Origin of the sequence: Clostridium formicaceticum (genome assembly GCF_001854185.1) — a bacterium.
GTDB classification, from domain to species: Bacteria; Bacillota; Clostridia; order Peptostreptococcales; family Natronincolaceae; genus Andreesenella; species Andreesenella formicacetica.
Window position 1 is genome coordinate 4355536 of record NZ_CP017603.1, and the last position, 15439, is coordinate 4370974.

The following is a 15439-nucleotide window of genomic DNA, read 5'->3' on the forward strand; positions in this document are numbered from 1 at the left end:
CCCTTCTTAAATATAAGCCTGCTTAATTATTCTAAAAATCACTTTGAACCTGAACTAACTTTTTGTAACACTTATTATATAGGTGGTAAGACTGCCGCCGCCTTTAGGCGTTACCTGAATTGTTATGGTGTTAATGCCCGGATTTAAACTAATTGACTGTGAGGGCTGTCCGCTTGGTGTAACAACATTGTTTACCTTTATGATAGAGCTGGTTTCTTTAGCTGTAGGGGTTACTGTAACGCTGGGTACCGACGTGCTTGCAATATAGTTGAAAGTACTTTCCTTAAATACAGGTTCCATGCCTACCGTAATCCCCCTAGGTCCGTTAAGGACAAGCCCAGATAGATATTCAGGTTTCTGTTTTATCACTTTTATAGTATAGGACTGATTAACCGGACCTGTAGTTACTATTATCGGTATGTTTTTATCTCCGACACCTAAGATAATTGGCTCGGATGGTGTACCGCTTGCCACATCCTCACCGTCTACCTTGATGTTTGCATTAGCAGCCTCTGCAGTAGGAGTAACTCTGACAGATGTTATATTCTCCTCTACCTGTACAGTATAAGAAAAAGTTTTTTGAGAAAATACCGGATTAAGTATACCGCTGCTAATGGCAAGCCCCAATAGATATGGTTTATAAGATGATTCGTAAATCTCCAATTCAAGTATGGAAGCAACTCCCTGATTCATACGCATCCCTGCAGTCATGTAGACTCTCACATACCTCACCTGAGCTGCCGTAAAAGTACGGTTCGTAATGCCTGCAAAATTATTCACTACGGTATCCAGATCAACCCACTTTGACTTATCCATACTTCCCTGTAGTTTGTAATCTTTCATATTATAGTCAGATGACCACCATCCTACTGCTCCCATATGCTTTACTATCCATTTGTCAATCCAATAAGGGGCACCCAAGTCCACTTCCAGTGAACAGGGCATAGCATGACACAGCCATCTTCTAGTTGGTGCCAAAGTACCGTCAACTGCCCTTGAGGCAGCAAAAGGTGCGACATATCCACTTGCCCGAGCGGGCTTGTTTAGAGCCAGGTTACTCATATTTTATTCAATCCTTTCTATGTAAAAGATTTTAATTTTTTATGTCCAGTCAAGTTAAGGTCTTTGAGGGTACATACCGTCCAGTGCAATATAGTAATTCGTACCCGGTACTGGTTCCGTTCCTTTTAAATTGGGCAGTGCAAATGTGATTTTACCGTCACCACCGTAATGGGTTCCTATCAGTGAAAATAGAGCTGTATATTTTGAAATACTGAGAAGCCTTCCGTCACAACGTGCCCAGTTATAAGGTTCAAAGTCGTAAGGGAACAGCTCTATTTGACCTAAAAGTGATTCCATACTAGACCCATCTCTGGATGGAAATATGCCCTGAAGTGCAATACAGTAACGGTTCCCCGACTGTGGTTCTGCACCTTGTAGGTCAGGTAAGGCAAAAGTACTTCGACCATCACCGCCGAACTTGTTGCCTAATAATACATAGAGAGCCGAATATTGCTGTACTGGAAGGATCTGTCCTGCACAAAAAACCCAAGAATAAGGTGCGAAATTATAGGGAAATAATTTAATTAGTCCTAAGTATGGTTCCATGATTTTATCACTCTCCTAACAAATAATTTAAACGCTTAAACAATTAATTCCTAGATGGATAGATACCGGCAAGAGCAATATAATATTGATTATACTGACCTAGTGCGGCATTTCGCAGATCCGGTAGAGCAAAGGTTGTTTGACCATCACCGCCATATGTAGTACCCAATAATGAAAATAGTGCCTGATTTTCTGAAATTCTTAAAAGCTGGCCATTACAAACTGTCCAGTCCTGAGGTGCAAAACCATAGGGAAACAATTCAATTTGCCCCAAAAATTGATCCATGCTGTCACCTTCCTTTTTCAAAATTTTATAAATTATCACAATTTACCAATTACATTATATCCCAGTATTATAACAACCTACAACATAATTTTTATCACTTTCCTATAAATTTATATCCCAGTGATTTTATTTCGCTTAGGAAAAAAATACATTGGTGATTTTGCTATTTTTCTGAAAAAGATAAAAAAATTTTTTTGAAACATAAAATTGTAAATGCAATACTTTGATTACAGTCTTATTAGGTGGTTTTGAATATTATAAATAGTCGATAAATTTTTCCTTGAAGTTAAAATTTTACTGTGTTACACTAACAACTAGGATAGTATCTTTTAAGAGCTATACCTATTACTAAACTTTATTATTCTAAAAACATTTCTGCTCTGAACCACAGGACTGAGACGGAAGAAAAAAGCTCTTGGATTCTTGTGCCTTTTTGCAATTTGTAAAAAGGTATTTTACTTACGTGCCTTTTTCTATTTCCGTACTTTGGAATAGAAAAAGGCATTTTTTATATATAAAGGAGGGATGAAATGAAAATTGGTTTTATAGGAGCAGGAAAAGTAGGAAAAAGTTTTGGTTGTTACTTAAAGCAGAATGGTTTTACAATAGCAGGATATTACAGCAGAAGCATAGCGTCTTCAAACGAAGCAGCAGTACTCACCCATAGTTGTGTTTATCACGGGATAAAAGAATTAGCTCATTCAGCCGATGTAATTATGATTACAACACCGGATGATATGATTCAATCCACTGCAGTTGAAATAGCTACAATAAAAGAGCCGATAGGATCTAAAACTTTTGTGCATATGAGTGGAACACATAGCTCAAATATTTTAATGCCAATTAAAGAAACCCATCCAAATGCCAATCTCTGTTCTTTGCATCCTTTACAAGCATTTGCCAATGTTCAACAAGCCCTATTGGAATTAAAAAATACTGTGTTTAGCATTGAGGGAGATCAATTAGGCAGAAAATGTTTAAGCAATATCATGGAAAAATGTGATAATCCTTATTTCCTTTTAGCGGGAGAAAATAAAGTCCTTTATCATGCTGCTGCCTGCATTGTATCTAATTATTTGGTGACATTGATGGATCATGGATTAAAGTTGCTTGAAGCTTCTGGTATTGATCCTCAAAAAGGGTTTGAAGCAATGCTTCCTTTAATAAAAGGAAGTCTTGAAAACATCCAAAGTCTAGGCACTGCCAATGCCTTGACAGGACCCATTGCAAGGGGTGATGTAGAAACCATCAAAAGTCATCTTAATGCAATGAGGCATAAAAAACTAGCAACAGAGGAGTTTTACCGTTATTTAGGAAAAGAAACAACAAAACTTGCAGAGTTTAAAAAGCTTACAAATATTAAGCAAATGAATTCAATCAATCAATTATGGAAAGAGGGAGAAGAATGAGTAAATTTACAACAACGTCTTTTATAAAAAGCAAGAAGGAAGGTCGAAAAATCTCAATGCTAACAGCTTATGATTATTCAACAGCCAAGCTTTTAGATGAAGCTGGCATCGATAGTATACTGGTGGGAGATTCACTGGGAATGGTGGTATTAGGCTATGAAAATACCCTTCAAGTAACCATTGATGATATGATTCATCATACAAAGGCAGTAGCAAGAGGTGTCAAAAATGCTATGGTTATTGGTGATATGCCGTTTTTATCCTATCATGTTAATATTGAAGAAACCATCAAAAATGCCGGTAGATTGATTCAAGAAGGAAATGCCCACGCGGTTAAATTGGAGGGAGGAACTGAAATCATTCCTCAAGTAGAGGCTTTAGTAAAAGCTCAAATTCCTGTTATCGGTCACCTTGGCTTAACACCCCAATCAGTCAATATTTTTGGAGGCTTTAAAGTGCAGGGAAAAGTTGAAGAAGATGCAAAGAAAATGATTGAAGATGCAAAACAACTTCAGAAGGCAGGTGCTTTTGCAATTGTCTTAGAATGTATCCCAGAGAAACTAGCCGAATTAATCTCAAAATCTATTGAAATTCCTACGATTGGCATCGGTGCAGGCAAATATTGCGATGGTCAAGTACTGGTTACCCAAGATATGTTAGGAATGTTCAGTAACTTTACACCTAAATTTGTAAAAAAATATGCTGATTTAGGAGATAGTATTAGAAAGGCGGTTGCTGCTTATTGTAGTGAAATACAAAACGGCGTGTTCCCAGAAACAAAACATACATTTTAGTACTAATGAGAAGATATAGACATCCGCTCCTAAATTTTAGTATACTTTAGTATACTAAAGGCTACATTTGCAGCCCACGGTTTTGGGGGAAACCGTAGACCGTGTATATTAAAATTTAGCTTTAAAAGCGTATGTCTATAGTAAATAAAGGAAGGATAATTATAGTGAAAATCATAACTTCAATTGATGAATTAAAAACAATTATACGTAAAGAAAAGCAAAATGGCAAACAAATTGGTTTTGTTCCCACCATGGGGTACTTGCACGATGGTCACCTTTCACTTATTGAAAAAGCCAGTATTGAAAACCATTTTGTTGTCGTCAGCATATTTGTAAACCCAACACAATTTGGTATAAATGAAGATTTTGATGTTTATCCAAGAGATCTAGAAAGAGATCAAAAGATAGCTGAAATCGGTGGTGCAAATATCATTTTTCATCCAACCATCAAAGAAATGTATCCAAATGGCTATCGTACTTATGTGGAAGTTGAAGAAATTACAGAAAAGCTATGTGGTGCTTCAAGGCCAGGGCACTTCAGAGGAGTGACAACAGTTGTTGCTAAATTATTTCATATTGTTACACCCCATCGTGCTTATTTCGGTTTGAAAGATGCACAACAGGTAGCTGTCCTTCAAAAAATGGTGAAAGACTTAAATATGGATGTACAAGTTATTCCCTGTCCTATTGTCAGGGAAGCAGATGGACTAGCCATGAGTTCTAGAAATGTAAATTTAAGCCCACAAGATCGAAAAACTGCTTTAATTCTTTCTAAGAGCTTAGCGAAGGCAAAAGAAATCGTAGCAGCAGGAGAACGAAATGCTGAAATGATTTTAATACAAGTCAAGAAAACCCTGGCTACTGAACCTACAGTAATCATTGATTATATTGAAATTGTTGATTTTGAAACATTTGAGAGGATAGATATATTAAAAGGCAGGGTGTTAATTGCTATAGCTGCTAAAATTGGTAAAGTGAGGTTGATTGATAATATTATCTTGGAGGATTTACCATCATGTATTTAAATTTTCTTAAATCTAAATTACACAGAGCTACAGTAACAGAAGCTAATTTAAACTATGTAGGCAGTATTACTATTGACGAAGCTTTGTTGGAGGCTGCCAATATTTATCCAAATGAAAAGGTACAGGTTGTTAACAATAACAATGGTGCTAGATTAGAAACCTATGTTATTCAAGGAGAAAGAAACAGTGGTATCATCTGCTTAAATGGTGCTGCAGCTAGACTGGTACAACCTGGAGACCATGTAATTATTATAGCTTACTGTTTGATTCGTGAAGATAAAGTAAACACCTTTAAACCAAAGATTGTGATTTTAGGTGAAAATAATGAAATTGTTGCTTTAAAGGATGAAGAGATTCATGGCACTACGAAGCACCTCTAAGCGTTAGCGTAGGTGGGATTTTTAAATCAGGTGGAGTAGCGTCTCCACCTGATTTCCGGTTCTTTTTTATCATAATATGCTGTGAATCTTTCATCATCCACGTACATCTGAGAAACTCCAGCATGGGCTTCTTTTCGGCCTACTATTTTTTTAGAAACATTTTCCAAATTCCTGACTCCGGCGATTTCGAAGAATCAACCGCTATATCCATTTGGATATCCTTGATGCCATTTCCAAGCACTACCAATGATTTCTTCTAGGGAAGCATGCTTAGGCTTCCATCCCAGTTCTTTTATAATCTTTTCAGACGATGCAATCAAAATCACTGGGTCCCCTGCCCTACGACCTGCAACTTCCGCTGGGATGGGGTGTCCTGTAACTCTTCTTGCGGCTTCTATCACTTCTTTTACACTAAATCCCGCTCCGTTTCCAAGGTTATAGATTGCACTTGTGTTATCCTTTCTCAGTTTATCTACGGCTAGCAAATGTGCCTCTGATAAATCCACAACATGTATATAATCTCTAATACAGCTTCCGTCTTTGGTTGGATAATCTTCTCCATAGATCATAATCTTTTCCCTTTTTCCTAATGCTACTTGTAATATAATGGGAATCAAATGGGTTTCTGGAGAATGATCTTCACCAATTTTACCACTTTTATGGGCACCTGCAACATTAAAGTACCTCAAAATCACATATTTCATAGCATACGCTACCTCCGCCCACCTTAACATCTTTTCAACTGCAAGCTTCGTCTCTCCATAAGTATTTGTAGGGATCGTCTCCTCTTCCTCCTTAATTGGTACTGTCTTTGGTTCTCCATAGGTCGCAGCTGTAGAGGAAAATACAATTTTTTTAACATTGTGTTTATTCATCGCCTCTAAAAGTTTCAATGTACCATATACATTGTTTTCATAATATTTCAAAGGGGCTTCCATACTCTCTCCCACTAGAGAAAAGGCTGCAAAATCAATAACTGCTTCTATTTCATTTTCTTTAAATACTTTATCTAAGAATTCACTATCTCTTAAATCTCCTATATATAATTTCCCGCCTAAAACCGCCTGTTCATGTCCTGTAGCTAAATTATCTACAATGACAACTTCTTCCTTTCTTTCTAATAGCGCAGCCACTGTATGACTTCCTATGTAGCCAGCACCTCCACATACTAAAATTGCCATAGTCTCCACCTCCTCTATTTACTATACCATTTCTCCAGTAGCCTTTGTAGAAAGAATAAAAAATATTGCTTTCATCTTTTTTTATAAAAAAAGGCAAATCAGTTTAGATTTCCCTCTATTAGGTATAATCTATATAACAATTCTTTTATTTTGCTATTTGCGTTTTACAATCACTAAATATAGTGGTGAAAATAATCAGAACAACTGCACAAGTGAAACTTACTATTTTAAAATGGAGGAGATAATATGGGGAAGAAAATTATTGCAATAGACAGTTTTAAGTTTCGGGAGGATGTGGGAGATCCTTTTTTGGCAAGGATGCACCATCTTGACTATTATCCCAGTGGCAATGGCAATATGGGGGTACCTACCTCACTCTTAAAAGGAAAACAAACAGAAGAAGATTTTGATTTAGCTAGTGATTGGAAGATGTACTATGGAAAAAATGTTCCCGGATTTCCTGCACACCCACATCGTGGTTTTGAGACAGTTACGGTAGTCCTTCAAGGCTATGTAGATCATTCAGATTCTAATGGTGCTACAGGTAGATATGGTGCTGGGGATGTACAATGGATGACTGCCGGAAGTGGCATGCAACATGCGGAGATGTTTCCATTGGTACATGATGATAAAGAGAATACCATGGAATTATTTCAAATATGGCTGAACCTTCCAAGTAAAGATAAATTTGTAGCACCTAGCTATAAAATGCTATGGGCTGAAGATATTCCAGTGGTAGAAGAAAAAGATGAGGCTGGAAATGTAGCTAGAATAAATATCATCGCAGGTACTTATAAAGGTAGTGATAGTTTAGATCCTAATCCCAATTCATGGGCCAACAACCGTGAGAACCATGTGGGAATATGGACAATTCATCTAACGCCAGGGGCAAGCTTTACCCTGCCAAGGGTCTCTTCTACCTTAAATAGAAATTTATATTATTACCGGGGTGGTAGTATCATGATAGATGATACCAATATCACCTACCCTGCTAGTATCAAATTGGCTGGAGATGAAGAAATTAAAGTAACAAACGGTAATAAAGATAGCTACCTCCTCTTACTAGAAGGGGAACCTATCAGCGAGCCTATAATCAACCATGGTCCCTTCGTGATGAATACACAGGATGAAATTCTTCAGGCCTATAATGATTATCGTGCTACTAAATTTGGTGGATGGCCTTGGGATAGAGAAGATCCCGTCAATCCTAAAAATGTCGGCAGATTTGCAAGATATGATGACGACAATATAGAGATTCGAGAAGAACATATAGATACGCACCTTTAAACTTCATAGGCATATGTCTATATTAATAAATCAAAATTAAAGTCAAACCATAAGTGAACTCATCCAGCTAAAGCTGAACATCGGGGAATCAGATGGAGACTCTACTCCACCTGATTCAAAGCCCACTTATAGAAGTGGGGGGCTTAACCCAGTAAAGTATTTGATAATAAGATAAAGGTATGCATCTATCATAAAGATTGCATACCTTTTGCTTTAATATATATAGTTAAGTACTTTTTTATTTAATATCTTAAACAGTACATTCACGCATTTATACTATAAAAGATTTACTTCCCTCATAACAGTTTTGATTTCTTCCACTTGTTTTTCGTTTGCTTGAAGAAATGGCTTTGTGCAATAATCTTGCATATCAACACCCCTTATCATCATTGCCTTTTTGATAATTGGAATAAAAGGCGTTCCTATATTATAAAGCTTCATCATTTTATCAACAACTTTTTGATATTCAGCCATTTTATCAAAATCTTTTTCATTCACTGCTTTTGTCCATGCAGCAAAAATTTCTGGCGCAAGATTAGAAAGTCCACCTATGCATCCACCGCCACCACAAAGTACATTGTGTACGAAGTTTTCATCGTATCCTGATAAAACATCAAATTCTGGAAACTCTGATTTCATCAATGAAATCAGCGCTCTTGTATGACCCATTTCCACAACTGTATCCTTACATCCGATAATGTTTTTGTTTTTTCTAGCAAGTCTAAAGGCTATTTCTGGTGATAAATCATAGCCACTTCTGGCAGGGAAGTTATAAAGATAGATATTTGCTTCAGTTGCTGCAGCAACTTCATCATAGAAAGCCTCTATGCTCTCATCAGAAAGACTAAAATAATAGGGACTAATAATCATAACGGCGTCGGCACCCGCGTGATGTGCGTAATTAGCCATTTCTATCGTATCTTCAACTGACATGCAGCTTGTTCCAATATATACCTTTACTCTTTTATTGATATAACCTACAGCTAAATCAATCAGCTCTTTTTGTTGCTCTAAAGGCATGTTAAAAAATTCGCCGGTACTCCCCATTACAACAATGCCATCAACGCCACCTTTAATAAGATGATCATAGATATTCTTATTTGCTTGTATATCCAATTTGCCCTTCTCATCAAATGCAGTCACCACTGGTGTTAAAAATCTTGCTTTCATTATAGAAACACTCCTTTTCATTATCACTATATATTTGACTAAATCTTAATAACCCGCACCCTTCATCGCTGATAATGCAGAAGTAGTATATCTCTTGTATAAGCCTTTTCTAGGTGGTCTTGGAATAACGCCTTCCTTAGCTCTTTCAGCAAAGACTTGTTCAACTTCTTCAAGTGACACTTCAACACCATTGATTCCTACAACATTTAGAGAACGTTCAGGAATGTTATATTCTATAATATCTCCTGTAGCAACCCAAGCCAATGGACCACCTGAAGCAGCTTCTGGAGAAACATGGCCAATTGCAGCACCACGGGTAGCCCCTGAGAATCTACCGTCAGTTACTAATGAAACTGTACCGTTTAAACGCTTGTCACAAACAATCGCTTCTGTTGTCATTAACATTTCAGGCATACCATTTCCACGGGGTCCTTCATAACGAATGACGATAACATCCCCTGGATTAATATCTCCTTGAACAACAGCATTGTACGCATCTTCTTCGGAATTATAAACCCTTGCAGGACCTTTGTGCACAAACATGCTTTCAGTACAAGCAGAATACTTAACAACAGAACCTTCTGGTGCTATATTTCCTTTAAGAATAGCAATAGAACCTATTTCTTTTGCTTTATCTAACGGCAAGATAACATCCTCACGTTTAAGCCCATAGTTAGCTAAGTAACCAAGATTCCTATCAAAAAAGTTTTCCTTCTCTAAATCTTCAAGGTTCTCACCTAAAGTTTTTCCTGTAGCTGTCATAACATCAAGGTTTAAATAATCCTTTATCATATACTGTACCATTGGAATACCGCCGGCAAACCAGAAGGACTCTGTTAAATGCTCTCCGCTTGGATTGATATTTCCAATATGGGGTATCTTATGATTAATTTCATCAAATAGTTCTGGAGATAATTCTATACCTAACTCTAAAGCTATAGATGGAAGATGGATGGCTGCATTCGTAGACCCACCAATAGCCGCGTGTACAATAATTGCATTGATAAAGGCTTCTTTTGTTAATATCTTACTAGGCGTAATATTTCTTTCAACTAACTCCATAATCTTCCTACCAGCTTTACGAGAATTGCGAAGGATATCTGTCATGGTGGCTGGCATAAGTGCTGATCCTGGTAAAGCTAAACCAAGGGCTTCTGACATACATTGCATTGTGCTGGCTGTACCTAAGAATGTACAAGCACCGACTGAAGGGCATCCCGTTACCTTATAATCTCTAACTTCTTGGTCTGTAATTTGACCTTCACGCTTTTGGCGTAAAGAAATATCTCCTGCCACTAAAGATGTTGTCATATGAGGACCTACCCTCATACTTCCACCGGGTATGAATATTGTCGGTATATCAAGTCGAGCTGCAGCCTTTAGATGTGCAGGGATGGATTTATCACAAGAAGAAGCTAAAATCATACCATCCCAAGGGCAAACAGTACCATGAACCTCTACCATATCACATAGGGCTTCTCGAGAAGCCAGGATAATATTCATGCCGTCATGTCCTTGTGCACAACCATCACAAATGTCAGTAGCATGAAATTGTGCAGGGAATCCACCAGTTTCAAATACACCATATTTCACTTGCTCTGTAAGTTTATTTAAATGAACACTACCTGGATGACTGTCTCCAAATACGTCTTCTACTAAAATTTGTGGTTTTTTAATATCTTCTTCATCCCATCCTGAACCAAGTTGTAATGCATCAAATTGCGCCCATAAAAGTCTTTCAGGAGCACTTTTTTGTTTTATGTTTCTCATAATGATAATCTCCCTTCCTTATTTAATGTCAGTTGAAATATTATTGTTGTAAATCAAGCTTGGGAAATAGTTCATTACCTAAACTTGATGGTCTAATGCATTTAATATCTATATACAGGTATACGCTTATGAATTTTAATATACGAAGGATTATATTTGCAGTCCTCGGCTACTCTTTTAACCAAGGGGAAACCGTAGACCCTGCATATTAAAATTCAAGCTTAAAGGCGTATACCTATACGATCTAACTTAATATGATCTATCCCAAAAGCCCAATTGCGTTAAATATAAATACAATTGCAAATAGAATTACACTAATAACAACGCTGGGGAATGTTATATATTTTAAAGCTTGTTTTGGATTTAAGTTGTAGAATCCACTGAATACCCAGAAACCACTGTTGTTTACATGATTCGGTCCAATTGCTCCTGCACCGATAGCTAATACTGCTGCTAATGGAGATAGACCTAACACTGGTAGTAACGGCAAAACTAAAGCTGTTGCAGTCATCTGCGCCATTGTCATGGAACCTAATGAAGCCATCATCACCATAGCAATTAACCATGGAATAGCTAAAGCTGGTATACCAAATCCTGCGATTACTGTTGCTAAATCCTGCGCTGCTGGAGCTGCTGCAAGAACCCTCCCAAAAGCTCCACCCATACCTGTTACAAGTAATGGAATTACTGCCATTTGTAATGCTCTTGTTACCCAAGAACCAAAGATACATTCAAGCAATGAACAGTCTTTTCCTAGTTTTGAATCATTTTTTCTGGCAATTTCCTTTACCTTTTCTGTTCTACCAATTGTAAGGGTCATTGCTGCAGCCACACCAATAAGCAATGCAACTACACGATCGCCAAGGAATGTAATAATCATATAGGCTGTACTACTAGGGTCAAAGGATACCTTCATAAAAGAAGCTACCGTGATTAGTACTACTGGTAAAAATAGTGGCAAAAAAGAATGCAATGTCGATGGTAGGTTTTCATTCCATCCTTCACTGGTTGCAGCTTGCTCTTCGTTAAAAGCCAATTGCTCTGGGCTTTGCTTATACTGATCAATCGGTTCTATCATCTCTTTTCCTGCCCAATTTCTTAATAGGAAGTAGAATAAGAAGAATCCTATAATACCAATGACTGTACCAAATAAAATTACTCTACCTAAGTCAGCACCCATTTCAAGGGTAATTGCTAAAACCCCTGGTGTTGGTGGTACTAAAACATGGGTAATATTTAGCGCAGCACAGATAAATACTGCCATCTTGGCCATACTGATTTTATGTTTTTGTGCAAGGGTACTGGCTATTGGTGCCATAAGAAGCGTTGTTATATCACCAAATACTGGAATGGAAAGTATATAAGCTGCCATAGATGGTCCAAGCTCAACATTTTTTCCATGTACTAGTTTTACAAAGAAATTTGCTATCGGTATAGCTGCACCTGTATCTTGAACAACTACCGCAATAATACTCCCTAAGATAATAACGATACCTATAGAAGTAAGAGTTGCTCCAAAACCATTATTAATTGCTGTGATTGCGTCTGTTGGTGAATTTCCAAGAACAATCGCCATAGGAATTGTTACAAGTAATATAGCTAAAACTGGATTCATTTTCAGTTTTAGAATCAAAAGCATAAGGAATACCACAGAGCTTATTAAAATAAGCAAAAACGTACCTGGTAGCATACTATTAATCCCCCTTGATTTTTTATAGTTTGTTACTTGACTTTACTTTTTTAAACTTTTTTCACTATGCTATTTTAACAACCTGTAGTTTTTTCAGCAGCCAGTATAGATATGTTATGTATGTTGTCAGTTGTCATACAGGTATAGTGTTAGAAAAGTAGCTCTGCCTACTCTTCTCTTTCGGCATCATTGTCAAATATATTTTTGTTATCTAGCATATGTTCATCCATTATTTTTCTTACTTCCTTTGGATCACCTTTTTTAATGGTCTCTAACAACAACTTATGAAAATAAAGACCTGCAGTATTACCTCTTTTATAGACAACCTTCGTCATGGCATCATATAAAACATCGTATATTATACTAAATATTTGTATAAACAATGAGTTCTTGGTTGCCTTCGCCAAAATCAAATGAAAGTCAAAGTCTGCTTTAGAAAATAGCTCTAAATTATCTTTGTGAATTTCCATTTGCTTATAGCAATTTTCAAGTTCGTTTATATCATCCTCAGTAATTTTTTCTGTAGCCAGTTCAGCAACTACGCCCTCTATGGCCCTACGAAACTCTAAAACCTCTTGCAGGGAGTCCTCTCCAAGGTAAGCTATTGGAATGATTGTATTCATATAGAGACCTGGTTTTACTTCTTTTACAAAAGACCCCTCACCTAGCTTTGTTTCCAATAAGCCTAAAGTAGTAAGCTTTTGTATTGCTTGACGCACTGTTACACGACTGACGCCAAATGCTTCTGCTAAATCGTTTTCTGATGGAATCTTTTCCCCTTGCTTCCACTCATTGTTTAAAAGTTGTTGTTTCAGTTGTTCAAAGACCTGTTCACTTACACTTAGTTTTTTCACCTGTTTAATAGCCATTATTTCTATGCTCACTCCATTTTAATAGAATTATTTAGATTAACCTTATCCATTATATCATTTATTGCTATATAATTCTATAAACAGGGTGAAATCTTTTTAATCACACTGGTACTTTGTTTCATAAGGCCAAGGTTTTCCTCCCGCTAGATAACCACCATCTACATGGTAGGTCATACCAGACATGAAGCTTGATGCATCAGACGCCAGCATGATCGTTAGTCCTACAAGCTCTTCAGGCAGTCCGGGTCTTTCCATGGCAGTTCGTTCCCTTAAAAACCTACTGCGTTCCGGGTTTTCCCAAGTAACTTCTGTTAAAGGTGTTAGAATATGTCCCGGCGCAATTGCATTTGCCCTGATGCCATACTGTGCTAATTCTACTGCCATAGACCTTGTTATGCCTAAAAGAGCACTTTTACTAGCACCATAGACGCTGCAGCCACCTAACATACCAAACGAATTGTGTGATGCTATATTAATGATATTTCCTTTTTTAGCTTTTATCATTAGTTTTGTAATTTCTTGAGATAAGAAAAACAATCCCTTTAGGTTAGCATCCATAATCTTATCATAGGTATTTTCTTCAACATCAACAAAAGCCTCTCTTTTATTGATTCCTGCACAATTAATAAGAACATCAATCTTGCCATATTCTTGACTGATATCGTTTACACATTGGGCAATAGAATTCATATCAACCATATCGAGCATAAAACATTTTGCCTTTCCATCATTGCCGATGATCTCTTTTTGAAGCTTTGACATTTTTTCCATACTTCTACCACATAGCGCCATATCAGCGCCTACACTGGCCAATCCCTTAGCTAAAACACTTCCAATGCCACCTGTGGCGCCTGTTAAGACAATCACTTTTCCTTCCAAAGAAAATATTTTTTCAAGATTCTTGCCAATCAAAAATTTCCCCCCTTTACTATAAACTTGAATGATGTCAGCTGTCCTACAAGTCTTATCCTAATAATATAACTTTGACTAATTCATGTCAATATATTTTTGCAAACTTTTTCAAATAATCTTTTATTTTAATAGAATTATAAATGAATCCCTCATAAATGACGAAGCAAGAGTCTATATTCCCGCCCTTTAAATTTTTTCACTTTGCTCTTCTAAATCAACTTTGTAATTAGTTTTCAAAAAAACACCTGCATTTTTGACAGATGTTTTCTATATTTCACCAAGTAAAACTTTTAAGCATTCCTTATGATGTGGTTTTAATCTTTTTCATAGCATTTACTAAAAATCCACCCTTAAACTTTCTTGCTTCATAGGAAATAATAAAGGCTTTAGGTTCATACGCTTCAATTCTCTGTAGTAGCTCTTCTTCTCTGCTTCTCTTTGTAAGAATATCTAAGCGATACCGCTTGCTATCCCGGCCCTCCCCTTCGTACACAGTCACACCAAAACCTTCCGCCCTTAGATGATCAATTAGTTCCATGTTTTTCTCCATCAAATTCACCACAAGACTATTATAACCAATTGCAAGCTTATTCTCAATGGCTCCTCCAACCAGTATTCCAACACCAAATCCAACAGCATATACAATCAGTGCCACCGGGCCCTGTTCTCCCCTGAAAACAAGTGATAAACCAAATACATACACTAATGACTCCATGAATCCAAGAAAAGATGCAATCATAGTCATATTTTTTACAAGAAATATTGTTCTAAGGGTAAAGATAGGCACATAAACCAACTGTAGTAATAGAATTAAAATAATTTCTTGCATGTCAGCACTCCTCCATTTTAATTTCTATTATTCATGATAACATATCTCTAGTAAAAATGCTAATGCTGTAAACGAACTTCCACCTATGCAATTTCTTATAAAAATTTACATATTTCAACAAAGTGAGATTAAAAATTTTAAGATTTTTTCATTGAAAGGGGCGTTAGGCTTGTAGATCCTTGAAAGAAAATGAGGATATACATTTGATTTTTACGATTCTATTAAA

Annotated in this window: 16 protein-coding genes; 5 read left to right on the forward strand and 11 right to left on the reverse strand. The window is 36.8% G+C overall.

Features of this window, described 5'->3' with window-relative positions; translation table 11 throughout:
- Positions 1-54 precede the first annotated feature (54 nt).
- Genes BJL90_RS20290 through BJL90_RS20300 form a run of 3 tightly spaced genes read right to left on the reverse strand, consistent with a single transcriptional unit; the run spans position 55 to position 1894 of the window.
- Positions 55-1062, reverse strand: coding sequence for a cadherin-like beta sandwich domain-containing protein (locus BJL90_RS20290; RefSeq protein WP_070972520.1), 1008 nt, complete (start codon positions 1060-1062; stop codon positions 55-57).
- A 54-nt stretch (positions 1063-1116) separates the two neighbouring features.
- On the reverse strand, positions 1117-1608 hold the full coding sequence (locus BJL90_RS23210) for a phage tail protein (RefSeq protein WP_081562135.1): 492 nt from the start codon (positions 1606-1608) through the stop codon (positions 1117-1119).
- A 43-nt stretch (positions 1609-1651) separates the two neighbouring features.
- Positions 1652-1894: a phage tail protein gene (locus BJL90_RS20300; protein WP_070972522.1), complete on the reverse strand. Its 243-nt coding sequence runs from the start codon at positions 1892-1894 to the stop codon at positions 1652-1654.
- Positions 1895-2424: 530 nt separating this feature from the next.
- Between BJL90_RS20300 and BJL90_RS20305 the strand changes: the two genes are divergently transcribed.
- From BJL90_RS20305 to panD, 4 genes are all read left to right on the forward strand, one after another.
- Positions 2425-3303, forward strand: coding sequence for a Rossmann-like and DUF2520 domain-containing protein (locus tag BJL90_RS20305; protein ID WP_070972523.1), 879 nt, complete (start codon positions 2425-2427; stop codon positions 3301-3303).
- On the forward strand, positions 3300-4097 hold the full coding sequence (gene panB, locus BJL90_RS20310) for a 3-methyl-2-oxobutanoate hydroxymethyltransferase (protein ID WP_070972525.1): 798 nt from the start codon (positions 3300-3302) through the stop codon (positions 4095-4097). The genes BJL90_RS20305 and panB overlap by 4 nt, the downstream gene beginning before the upstream one ends.
- Before the next feature lie 164 nt (positions 4098-4261).
- Positions 4262-5122, forward strand: a complete 861-nt coding sequence (gene panC / locus BJL90_RS20315) for a pantoate--beta-alanine ligase (protein WP_070972527.1) — start codon at positions 4262-4264, stop codon at positions 5120-5122.
- The gene (panD, locus tag BJL90_RS20320) at positions 5113-5502 is read left to right on the forward strand and encodes an aspartate 1-decarboxylase (RefSeq protein ID WP_070972529.1); all 390 of its coding nucleotides are present in this window, start codon (positions 5113-5115) and stop codon (positions 5500-5502) included. Before panC ends, panD begins: the two co-directional genes overlap by 10 nt.
- 26 nt (positions 5503-5528) lie before the next feature.
- Here panD and BJL90_RS21680 read toward each other — a convergent pair whose 3' ends face one another.
- Both BJL90_RS21680 and galE read right to left on the reverse strand, forming a co-directional pair.
- Complete coding sequence (locus BJL90_RS21680; protein ID WP_472234923.1) at positions 5529-5669, reverse strand: TipAS antibiotic-recognition domain-containing protein; 141 nt, start codon at positions 5667-5669, stop codon at positions 5529-5531.
- A 27-nt stretch (positions 5670-5696) separates the two neighbouring features.
- A complete protein-coding gene (galE, locus tag BJL90_RS20325; protein ID WP_070972531.1) occupies positions 5697-6683 on the reverse strand; it encodes a UDP-glucose 4-epimerase GalE in 987 nt (328 codons plus the stop codon).
- Between the two features lie 246 nt (positions 6684-6929).
- On the opposite strand from galE, the gene BJL90_RS20330 reads away from it, so the two are divergent.
- Positions 6930-7970, forward strand: a complete 1041-nt coding sequence (locus BJL90_RS20330) for a pirin family protein (RefSeq protein ID WP_070972533.1) — start codon at positions 6930-6932, stop codon at positions 7968-7970.
- A gap of 276 nt (positions 7971-8246) precedes the next feature.
- Here the strand turns inward: BJL90_RS20330 and BJL90_RS20335 are convergent, their stop codons facing one another.
- The 6 genes from BJL90_RS20335 to BJL90_RS20360 all read right to left on the reverse strand — a co-directional run bounded on the left by BJL90_RS20335 (position 8247) and on the right by BJL90_RS20360 (position 15213).
- Complete coding sequence (locus tag BJL90_RS20335) at positions 8247-9140, reverse strand: dihydrodipicolinate synthase family protein (RefSeq protein ID WP_156778865.1); 894 nt, start codon at positions 9138-9140, stop codon at positions 8247-8249.
- A gap of 45 nt (positions 9141-9185) precedes the next feature.
- Positions 9186-10910, reverse strand: coding sequence for a dihydroxy-acid dehydratase (ilvD, locus tag BJL90_RS20340; RefSeq protein WP_070972535.1), 1725 nt, complete (start codon positions 10908-10910; stop codon positions 9186-9188).
- 259 nt (positions 10911-11169) lie between these two features.
- Positions 11170-12600: a GntP family permease gene (locus BJL90_RS20345; RefSeq protein WP_070972536.1), complete on the reverse strand. Its 1431-nt coding sequence runs from the start codon at positions 12598-12600 to the stop codon at positions 11170-11172.
- 167 nt (positions 12601-12767) lie between these two features.
- Entirely contained in the window at positions 12768-13454 is a 687-nt protein-coding gene (locus tag BJL90_RS20350) for a FadR/GntR family transcriptional regulator (protein ID WP_236904972.1), read from the reverse strand.
- A gap of 114 nt (positions 13455-13568) precedes the next feature.
- On the reverse strand, positions 13569-14384 hold the full coding sequence (locus tag BJL90_RS20355; RefSeq protein WP_169824250.1) for an SDR family NAD(P)-dependent oxidoreductase: 816 nt from the start codon (positions 14382-14384) through the stop codon (positions 13569-13571).
- A 301-nt stretch (positions 14385-14685) separates the two neighbouring features.
- The gene (locus BJL90_RS20360) at positions 14686-15213 is read right to left on the reverse strand and encodes a DUF2179 domain-containing protein (protein ID WP_070972540.1); all 528 of its coding nucleotides are present in this window, start codon (positions 15211-15213) and stop codon (positions 14686-14688) included.
- Positions 15214-15439 lie beyond the last annotated feature (226 nt).